General features: G+C 70.5%; 7 protein-coding genes. 6 read left to right on the forward strand and 1 reads right to left on the reverse strand.

The window, feature by feature from the left end:
- Window positions 1–1,290, forward strand: a 1,290-nt coding sequence (locus Q0C41_RS26750) for a DNA recombination protein RmuC (RefSeq protein WP_291989229.1), incomplete at its 5' end; no start/stop codon positions are given.
- Window positions 1,291–1,368: 78 nt separating this feature from the next.
- A complete protein-coding gene (locus Q0C41_RS26755; protein ID WP_291989232.1) occupies window positions 1,369–2,883 on the forward strand; it encodes a radical SAM protein in 1,515 nt (504 codons plus the stop codon).
- Here Q0C41_RS26755 and Q0C41_RS26760 read toward each other — a convergent pair.
- Window positions 2,867–5,584, reverse strand: coding sequence for a TonB-dependent receptor (locus Q0C41_RS26760; protein ID WP_291989234.1), 2,718 nt, complete (start codon window positions 5,582–5,584; stop codon window positions 2,867–2,869). The two genes, Q0C41_RS26755 and Q0C41_RS26760, sit on opposite strands and share 17 nt — an antisense overlap.
- 106 nt (window positions 5,585–5,690) lie before the next feature.
- Here Q0C41_RS26760 and moeB point away from each other — a divergent pair, with 106 nt between their 5' ends.
- From moeB to Q0C41_RS26780, 4 genes are all read left to right on the forward strand, one after another.
- The gene (gene moeB / locus Q0C41_RS26765) at window positions 5,691–7,139 is read left to right on the forward strand and encodes a molybdopterin-synthase adenylyltransferase MoeB (RefSeq protein ID WP_291989236.1); all 1,449 of its coding nucleotides are present in this window, start codon (window positions 5,691–5,693) and stop codon (window positions 7,137–7,139) included.
- A 96-nt stretch (window positions 7,140–7,235) separates the two neighbouring features.
- Window positions 7,236–7,628, forward strand: coding sequence for a four helix bundle protein (locus Q0C41_RS26770; RefSeq protein WP_291989238.1), 393 nt, complete (start codon window positions 7,236–7,238; stop codon window positions 7,626–7,628).
- 158 nt (window positions 7,629–7,786) lie between these two features.
- Window positions 7,787–8,851 carry a hypothetical protein gene (locus tag Q0C41_RS26775; protein WP_291989240.1) on the forward strand — a complete coding sequence of 355 codons (1,065 nt, stop codon included), beginning with the start codon at window positions 7,787–7,789 and terminating at the stop codon, window positions 8,849–8,851.
- 9 nt (window positions 8,852–8,860) lie between these two features.
- A complete protein-coding gene (locus Q0C41_RS26780; protein WP_291989244.1) occupies window positions 8,861–9,982 on the forward strand; it encodes a c-type cytochrome in 1,122 nt (373 codons plus the stop codon).
- The last annotated feature ends 147 nt before the right edge of the window (window positions 9,983–10,129 follow it).

A 10,129-nucleotide genomic window follows, 5' to 3' on the forward strand; every position in this document is an offset into this window, starting at 1 on the left:
GACGCCCGTGCCCTGCACGCCGACGCGGCCGCCGCCGACGCGCGTGCGGGCGCGGCCACCGAGGCCCTGGCGCAGGCGCAGGGGGACCTCGACGAACTGCGTCGCGAGCTCGCCATCGCCCAGCGCGGCAAGGCGGTGGCCGAGACGCGTGCCGAAGAAGTCGAGGTGCGCAACCGCGAGCACCTGCGCGAGTTCGCTGCGGCCCAGAAGCAGTTGCAGGACGCCTTCAAGGCCCTGGCGGCCGATGCGCTCGACTCGAGTGCCGCCCGCTTTCTCACCCTCGCCGAAGAACGCTTTCGGACCATGCAGGAGCAGGCGTCCGGCGAGTTGCGGGCGCGCACCGACGCCATCGGCGCGATGGTCACGCCGCTGGCCGAGAAGCTCACCGAATATCAGCGGCAGACGCAGGCGTTCGCCGAATCCAGCCAGCACGGCTTCGGCCAGGTGGGCCAGCAGCTGCGTGACGTGGTCGCGGCGACCGGCACCCTCCAGCAGGAGACGGCCCGGTTGGTCACCGCCCTGCGGACGCCGCACGTGCGCGGGCGCTGGGGTGAGGTCGCGCTGCGCCGGGTGGCCGAACTGGCCGGCATGAGTGCCCACTGCGACTTCCTCGAGCAGAGCACGCACGATGGCGACGATGGCCGGCTGCGGCCCGACGTGGTCGTCACCCTGCCGGCCGGACGCACCATCATCATCGACGCCAAGGTCGCGCTGACGGCCTATCTCGACGCGCTCGAGGCCAGTTCCGACAGCGAGCGTCGCGCGCACGTGCAGCGCCACGCGCAACAGCTGCGCACGCATGTGCACAAGCTCGCCGAGCGGGGCTATGCCGGGCAGCTGCGCGACAGCGCCGAGTTCGTCGTGCTGTTCATCCCCGGCGACACGTTCCTGGCCGCGGCCGCCGAGGCCGACCCGCTGCTCATCGAACAGGCCCTGGAGAAGCAGATCGTCATCGCCACGCCCTCGACGCTGATTGCGCTCCTGCGCGCCGTGGCGTACGGCTGGCGCCAGGAGAAGCTGGCCGAGAACGCGCAGCGCATCAGCGATCTCGGGCGCGATCTGCACGATCGACTGGCCACGCTGGTCACCCGGCTGGCGGCCACCGGCCATCAGCTGGGCAAGACCGTGCGCGCCTACAACGAAGCGGTGGGCACGCTCGAGACGCGCGTGCTGCCAGCCGTCCGGCGCTTCGACGAACTGGGGGTTCCCAGCCGCAAGACGCGCACCGATCCGTCCCCGGTCGACGTGCAGGTGCGGCAGCCGGCCCTGCTCGAGGTCGACCTCGAGTAGCACCGGGAATACCGCCGCCGCGTGTATGCTGGCACTCGTTCCCTGCGGTCACCCCGTCGTCTGTTCGAGGTCGAGCTCATGCACGTGCTGCTCCTCTCGATGCCCGATGCGTTCGAGCACACGCCCACCATCGGCATGTGCATGCCCAACGGTGCCCTGGCATCGCTCGCGGGCAACATCGATGCGCATCACACGGTCGCCATCGCCGACCTCGTGCTCGTGCCCGACGACGTCGTCGGCACCGTCGAGCGTCTCGTGCGGGAGCAGCCACCCGATGTGATCGGCATCTCCTGCATGACCTTCCAGCGACGGACGGCGTTGCGGCTGCTGCGCCGACTCCGTGCCTGGTGTCCCGAGGCGCGCGTGGTGGCGGGCGGCTACGACCCGAGTCTGGCCACCGAGGCCTGGATGGGAGACGACGGCGTCGACCTCGTCGTGCGCGGTGAAGGGGAACGGACGTTCCGTGAAGTGCTGCGTGCGATCGAGGCGGGCGGAGACTCGGCGTCACTGGCCGAGATCGCCGGGCTCACGTGGCGCGCGGCCGACGGCACCGTGGTGCACAACGCAGACCGGCCACCGTCGCACAGACTCGACGAGACCCTGGCGCCGCCCAACCGCGGTGCACGGGTGCTGGACGGCTACACGTTTCTCGGTGATCCGGTGGATGTCGTCGAGACCTCGCGCGGCTGCACCTTCGACTGCAGCTTCTGCTCGATCATCGAGATGCGGGGCCGCAACTTCTACACCCGCGAGATGGCTCGGGTGATCGCCGACATCACCGACGCCCGCGACCATGGGGCGCGGGTGATCTTCATCGTCGACGACAACGTCACCCTCGACGTCCGCCGCTTCGAGGCGCTGTGCGAGGCGATCATCGAGGCTGGCCTCCAGGACCTGCGCTTCATCGTCCAGGGCATGACGTCGGCGTTCGCCGCCCATGGCGACCGGCTCGCGCCGCTGATGAGGCGCGCCGGGTTCGAGTACGTCTTCCTCGGCATCGAGAACGTGCTCGAGGCCGACCTGACCTTCCTGAAGGCCTCGGCCAAGAACGCGCAGCGCGAAGGTGGACGCCGTGTCGGCAACGCCACCCTGGCGGCCATCGACGTCCTGCACCGCCACGGCATCTTCATCGTCGGCGGGCTCATCGTCGGCAATCCGGATGACACGGCCGACGCCATCGAGACCAACCTGGCCTTCGCGCGACGTTACGTCGACTGGCCCTACATCCAGCATCCGACGCCGTATCCGCGCACGCCGATGAACGAGGACTTCCGTCGCCAGGATCTCATCGTCAACGAGCGGCTGGAGGAGTACGACGGCACGACCGCCGTCGTCCGCAGCGCGCATCTGACGGCCGACGAGATCGAGTTCCTGCGCTGGCGATCCGAGCGCTGGATGAAGGTGCGACACATGCCGGCGGTCCTGCGGCGGCGTCCGGGATTCGTGCTGCGCAATGCCCGGGCGCTGCTGGCCCACACGTTCCGCGGGTCGTCGTGGCGGTCCGTCGTCGGGCTCGAGAGCGCGCGGGAGGTGTTTCGGCGCTACAAGGCCATCCGGGCCCGCGAACGCGACTACGTCACAGTCGGACCCTGAGCTTCGCGGCGAGCGAGACGCCGGGGGCATCGGTCCCCGATCCGTGCCAGCGGTAGTTGCGATCCGTCAGGTTGTCGAGGATGACGGTGGTGTCGAGCCGCGAGGACAGGCGCCAGCCGCCCCGCAGGCTGACGACGACGAACCCCGGCGTCTCGGTGAACAGGAACGAGGCGTCGGCCCCGTTCAGGACGCGCGCCTGGACCTCGGCGAGCGACTCGCCCGTGGACACGAGGCGACCGGCCTGCACCAGCCCGAGGTCCGTGGCGGTGCCGGCGAAGAAGGCGGCGATGTCCGCCCGTCGTCGTCGTCCGCCGATCCTGGCGTCGGCGAGATCGCCGGGGCTCAGCCGCGTCTGCGCCGCCGCCGCCGTGACGACGGCCTCGGCCCAGAACGGGTGCACGCTTGGCTCCCACTTGAGCCGCATGGCCCCCATCAGCGGCGGCATGCGCCGCAGGTACACGTCGTCGCCGTCGCGTCCGTTGGCGAGCGAGACGTTGGCGCTGCCGATCCAGCGACGGCCCATCCGCACCTGCAGGTCGGCCTCGAGACCGTGGATGCGCCCCCGCTCGACGTTGACGCGCGTCACGATCGGGCGGGGGTCGATGGACACGTAGGCGCGTCCTTCCGCGTCCTGCGAGACGATGGGGTAGCCGGCGACGGCGCTGCCGGTGATGCCCTGGGGAAAGATGGCGGTGCGCCGCGCGATGGCGTCCTGCAACTCGAGATCGAACAGCACGAGCGACCCGGCGACGCGGCGGGTGCGCAGCTTCACGCCCCCTTCGAAGGCGTACATCGACTCGGGGCCGAGCGACGCCACGGGGGTGCCGGTCGAGACGGCCGTGGCGCCGTCGTTGGACCCCACGAGGGCCTCCAGTGCCGCGGCCTCGCGCGGGGCGATCTCGAAGCCCCCGCCCGATACGCCGATGGCGCCGAGGTCGAAGGCGTTGGCGGCCCGGAAGCCGCGGCTGACCGAAGCGGTCACGTTGAGCGCCGGGCCGAGGCTCCACACCGCGCCGGTGTTGAAGGTCACGGCGCTCATGCGGACCCGCTCGGCGTTGACGCCCAGTGCCGCGTCGGCCGGTGCCTCGTACGTGAACGAGCCGCCACGGACGCCGACGCGCAGACCCAGGCGATCGCCCACGAGGGAGGCGCTGTCCTGCACGTACACCGCCGCGGACCGGTAGCCGGCGCCGTCGGGGGTCTCGGGTCGCAGCGCCGCGGGGGGGCCCGACTGCCATCGGGTGCGGCTCGTGGCGATCGCCTCGTCGTACACCTCCGCGCCGGTCGTCACGGTATGGCCGCGCCACGACTGCCAGGTGCCCTGTGCGGCATAGCCGAGCACGCGGGTCCGCGCCGTCTCGGTCTCGAAGAACGTGTCGGGCCGGGCCTGCTCGAGGCGGTCATCCTGCTGCTGGTTGATCGACAGCGTGCCCTGGAGCACCGCCAGGGGCCCCGCCCCCGTGCGCTGATAGCGGAGGTAGCCGAAGCCGAGGCGCTGCGGGTCGAAGGTGCTGCGGAAGAGGCCATCGCCGCCGAGCGTGCGATCGACGCGGCTCACTCCCTGCTGCGACTCCTGCATGGCCAGCGCCGTCAGGGCCGACCCGTCCGCGAACGGCAGGGTGGCCGCGGCAGACCAGCCCGACTGCCGATAGCCGGTGGCGGGCAGGCGGTCGTACAACGTCGACGACGGCAGCCCGAGGTAGCGGGTGAGGGCACTGTGGCTGTCGACGGCGCCGCCCGTACGCAGGTCGTCGGCCGCGCGGGTCGACACGCCGCCTCGCAGGGCGTAGGTCGTGGCGCGGACCTGCCCGAAGGCGCTGGCCCCGCCGCTCAGATCGGCGCTGGCGACCGCCACCTCCATGAGGCCGCTGCCCTGCCTGCCGGCCGACAGCACCGTCGGCCGGTGCGACAGCACGTTGACGGCGCCGCCGATGGCGTCACTGCCGTACTGCACCGACGAGGGCCCGCGCACCACCTCGATGCGCTGCACCGCCGCCGGGTCCACCCAGCCGAGGTACTGCGTGGCGCCGGCCCGGTAGGTGGACGTGTTGAAGCGGACGCCGTCGAGCAGGTAGACCACGCGCTGCGCACTGAAGCCGCGGATGAACACGGACGACTGGGCGGTGGTGGTCTGCTGCACGACGATGCCGGTCTCCTCGCGCAGGGCCTGCGGCAGCAACTGGACCGGCCGCGACTCCAGTTCCTCGGCGGTGACGACGCCGACGGCCTCCGGCACGTCGAACGTGCGTTCCTGCTCGCCGCGGGCCGGGGTGACGGTCACCTCGCTTTCGAGGCCGGCCAGCTCGACGACGAAGCGGACGAGTCCGTCGCGGCGCGTGGTGAGGTCGAGCGTGTGGGTCACGGGCAGGAACAGATCCGCCGAGGCCTGGGCCACGCACCGACCCGCCGGCAGGTCGTCGACGACGAAGCGGCCGGTGGCGTCCGTGCGCACGTCGCGGGTGACGGGGCCGCAGGTGACGCGCACGGTCGCGTCGGCGATCGCGCCGCCGAGCGTGTCCTCGACGAGGCCGTGGATCACCCGGCGCTCGGTGGCCGGCAGCGCGCCGCCAGCGGGCTGGGTCGGCGTCTGGACCGCGTCACCGCCGTCCCGAGCGACGGTCCAGGCCACGCGCGAGGCGTCCGCCGTCGTGGGGGCGGAGAGGGCGGCGACGAGGACGAGCGTGCGAAGGACGTCTGGCATATGACACAAGCGGGCCGGATGCCCGGGGGACGTTCGCTATGATCCTCCAGTTGGCCCCATCCGGATCTCCCGGGGTGCTGGCCGCCCCGTTGAAGGAGTCTTGCCCGTGCCGCATACCGTCCACATCCCTACGCCGCTCCGCCAATACACCGACAAGCTGGACATCGTGCAGGTGGGCGGCGCGACCGTCGGCGATCTGCTGTCGGCGCTCACCACCACGTACCCGGAGCTGAAGAAGCACCTGTACAACGAGCAGGGCAAGCTGCGTCACTTCGTCAACATCTACGTCAACGACGAAGACATCCGGTACCTGCAGAAGGAACAGACGCCGCTGGGCGAGAGCGACACGATCAGCATCATCCCGTCTGTCGCGGGCGGCAGCGGCGCGGCGACGGCGGACCTGCCGGCGCTCGAGCAGGAAGAGATCGCGCGGTACAGCCGGCACCTGATCCTGCCGGAGGTCGGCGTCGAGGGGCAGAAGAAGCTCAAGGCGGCGAGCGTGCTGTGCGTCGGCGCCGGTGGACTCGGGTCGCCGGTCCTGCTCTATCTGGCCGCCGCCGGCATCGGCCGCATCGGCATCGTCGACTTCGACGTCGTCGACCTCAGCAACCTGCAGCGGCAGGTGGCGCATGGCACGTCGGATGTCGGCCGCCGCAAGCTCGACTCGGCCAAGGATGCCGTGCTGGCCATCAACCCGCACATCCAGGTCGACCTGTACGAGACGGCGCTGTCGTCGCAGAACGCGCTCGACCTGTTCCGGCCCTACGACATCATCATCGATGGCACGGACAACTTCCCGACGCGGTATCTGGTCAACGATGCGTGCGTGCTGCTCGGGAAACCGAATGCCTACGGGAGCATCTTCCGCTTCGAGGGGCAGGCCTCGGTGTTCGCCACCAAGGATGGCCCGTGCTACCGGTGCCTCTATCCCGAGCCGCCGCCGCCGGGGTTGGTGCCGAGCTGCGCCGAGGGCGGCGTGCTGGGCGTGCTGCCGGGCATCATCGGCGTCATCCAGGCGACCGAAGCGATCAAGCTGATTCTCGGGGCGGGCGAGCCGCTGGTCGGCCGGTTCCTGATCTACGACGCGCTGCGGATGAAGTTCCGCGAGCTCAAGCTGCGTCGCGACCCCGAGTGCCCGGTGTGCGGTGACCACCCGACGGTCACGGCCCTGATCGACTACGAGCAGTTCTGCGGTCTGAAGCCGGCGCCGGGTGCGGCGGCCGCGCCGGTGGACGAGCTTCCGGTCACGACGGTCGAGGAGCTCAAGGCCCGGCTCGATCGCGGCGACGACCTCGTCGTCCTCGACGTCCGCGAGCCGCACGAGGTGGACATCGTGCGCATCGAGGGATCGACGGTCATTCCGCTCGGCGAGCTGGCCAGCCGCTTCGAGGAACTCGATGGCACGCGCGACCTGGTCGTCCACTGCAAGATGGGTGGCCGCAGCGCCAAGGCCGTCACGCTCCTGCGCGAGAAGGGCTTCGACAAGGCCGTCAATCTCACCGGCGGCATCCTCGCGTGGGTCGACCGCATCGAGCCCCAGAAGAGCAAGTACTAGGGAGGACGGAGGAAAGAGGAGGGAGGAAAGAGGTAGGTTGGAGGAAGGGAAAGGAAGAAGAAGGGAGAGGGTCGGGCACGGAAGGGTGGGCTGGGCATGGATTTCGCTCTCGAGTCGGGCATGGCGACTCGGGCGCGGCAGGATCTGGCGGGCAGGGCCCAGCGGTTTTCGGTGCGTTTGCTGAGGGTGGTGGCGGATCTGCTGCGCGACGCGACGCTGCCGCGGCGGGTGGTGGAACAGCTGGCGGCAGCAGGAACTGCGATCGGCTTCAATCTGAGCGAAGCACAATCTTCGATCTCGCGCCGCCAGATGGCCCATTGTTACACCGTGGCGCTGCGTGAATGCCGGGAGACGAGCCACGCGCTCGGCATCCTCCGCGAGCTCGGCAAGGGCGACCCCGCCGAGGTGGCGTGGCTGCTCGGCGAAGTGCACGAGTTCACCGCCATGCTGGTCGTCTCGGTTCGCAAACTGCGAGACCCCGCGCCCTGACACCCTGGCCCTTTCCGTCCCCTTCTTTCCTTTCTTTCCCTCTCAGTCCCTTCCTTCTCGGTCCCTCTCAGTCCCTCAGCCCTCCGTCCTACCTCCGTCCTCCCTCCTCTTTTCCTCCGTCCTCGTTCGGCCCTGTACGCCCCACCGTTGTCTTGGGTGTGCGGCGACTCCTCGCGTGCTCGGTCTCGGTGCTCATGGTCAGCCTGGTGTGCGTCACGGTGGCGCGCACCGGTGAGCCCGTCGTGCCGCCGCTGCCGGAGACGTTGCGCGAGACCGGCCTGTACAGCGACTGGAACGCCAAGGTGGTCGCGAGCGGACTCCTGGCCTTTGCGCCGCAGTATCCGTTGTGGACCGATGGCGCAGAGAAGTCGCGCTGGCTGTTCCTCCCCGAGGGTAGCTGGATCGACGCCAGCGATCCCGACGCGTGGGTGTTCCCCGTCGGAACGAAGGTGTGGAAGGAATTCCGCTTTCACGGCGCCCCCGCCGAGACGCGGCTGATCGAGCGCACCGCCGCCGGCTGGCGGTACGCGAGCTACGTGTGGCGTCCGGACGGATCCGCGACGCTGGTGCACGAGCGCGGCATCCTCAACAGCGTTGCCATCCGCGAGGGCGTACGGCATGCCATCCCGTCGCGCGCCGACTGCACGGCCTGTCACGAGGCTGGTCCGTCGCGGCTGCTCGGCGTGTCGGCCCTGCAGCTCTCGGACGATCGCGATCCGCTCGCGCCGCATGCGGAGCCGGTGCCTGCGGGTGGCGTCACGCTGCAGACGCTGGTGGCGCGCGGCCTCGTGCGGCACCTGCCGTCGACGCTGGTGCAGACGCCGCCGCGCATCGCCGTGTCGACGCCGGTGTCGCGCGCCGCGCTCGGCTACCTGCATGGCAACTGCGGCATGTGCCACACGGGCGTCGGCGAGATCGCGTCGATCGGCTTCACGCTGCAGTACACCCTGGCCCAGCCGTCGGCGATGCCCCCGGCCGTCGTCACCGCGCTCGCCGTGCCGAGCCGCTTCACGGCCACCGCCCATCCGCACATCGTCGACCGCATCGCGCCGGGCAATCCTGACGCCAGCATGCTGGTGGCGCGCATGGCCTCGCGTCATCCCGTGCTCCAGATGCCTCCCCTTGGCAGCCGCCTCGTCGACGAGGACGCCGTCGCCCTCCTCCGACGGTGGATTGCCGAGGACACTCCGCAGTTCCCGCAGACACGCGCATCCGCGCGGTAAGGAGGAGACGTGGCTCGACAACGCAGGTCCTCGTCCGTGGTGTCTCTGTGCGGTCTGGCCCTCGGCGCCATGCTGACCGCACGCCTCGCGCAACCCCAGGCGGCCGCCCCCGTCGGGCAGTCACCGTCCCCGGATCGCGTCACTCATGGCGCGTACCTGGTGACGACCGGCGGGTGCCACGACTGCCACACGCCGTGGACGATGGGCGACAACGGGCCCGAGCCGGACATGAGCCGAAGCCTCTCGGGACATCCGGCGGGCCTCGTCGTGCGTGATCCGCCCGGACTGCAGCCTCCGTGGCTCGGTGCCGCGAGCATCACGATGACGTCGTGGTCCGGTCCGTGGGGGCGCAGCTTCACGGCGAATCTGACCTCGGATGTGGCCACCGGGATCGGAGGCTGGACCGAAGCGGAGTTCATCGCGACGATGCGGACCGGGCGACACCGTGGCACCGGTCGCCCGCTGCTGCCGCCCATGCCCTGGGACACGTTCCGTCGCCTGGCCGACGAGGATCTCGCCGCGATGTTCGCGTACCTGAAGACCGTGCCCGCGATCCGCAACGCCGTGCCCGACCCCGTGCCACCGTCCGGGCCCGCGATGCCGCCACCACCGCCGCCCGCCGCGATCACGACGATGACGGTGGCGCCGAGTCCGGCCGATCCGGTCGCACGCGGACGCTATCTGGTCGAGGGCAAGGGCTGCGGCGACTGCCACACGCCGATGGTGATGGGATCCAACGGCCCCGAATACGATCGGTCCCGATGGCTGGCCGGCTTCGATGCGCGCGGCCCCGTGCCGGCGATGCCACCGATCGACGGTGTGGGCGAGGTCTATCCGATCGAACCGGCGTATGCCGGCGCGTGGGGCATGAGCTTTGCCGCCAATCTCACGCCCGATCCCGAGACGGGCCTGGGCGCCTGGACCGAGCAGCAGTTCATCGACACGCTGCGCCATGGCCGGCATCAGGGCCGCGGGCGGCAGTTGCTGCCGCCGATGCCCTGGCGGGTGTTCGGACAGATGACGGATGCGGACCTGAAGGCCATCTTCGCGTACCTTCGCACCATCCCGGCCGTCAGGAACAAGGTCCCGGACCCGCTGCCGCCGTCGGCGCCAGGCGGATCGGGCCGATGAGCACGAGACGTGACAGATGAGTCAGAGTGAACTTACGGGTGTGACCGCCGCGAGTGGGCGACGACGACTGACGTGGCGGTCTGCGGTCCTGGCGAGTTGTCTCGTCACGGCCGCGATGGTGGCAGGCCGCGCGCGGCCCCAGGCGGC

It is taken from the genome of Luteitalea sp. (genome assembly GCF_022842525.1).
Taxonomy (GTDB): Bacteria; Acidobacteriota; Vicinamibacteria; order Vicinamibacterales; family Vicinamibacteraceae; genus Luteitalea.

Excerpts from the sequence above, each read along its gene's own strand:
- Q0C41_RS26755 (WP_291989232.1), top strand. The coding sequence starts at position 1,369 with ATGCACGTGCTGCTCCTCTCGATGCCCGATGCGTTCGAGCACACGCCC.
- Q0C41_RS26760 (WP_291989234.1), bottom strand. The coding sequence starts at position 5,584 with ATGCCAGACGTCCTTCGCACGCTCGTCCTCGTCGCCGCCCTCTCCGCC.
- Q0C41_RS26770 (WP_291989238.1), top strand. The coding sequence starts at position 7,236 with ATGGATTTCGCTCTCGAGTCGGGCATGGCGACTCGGGCGCGGCAGGAT.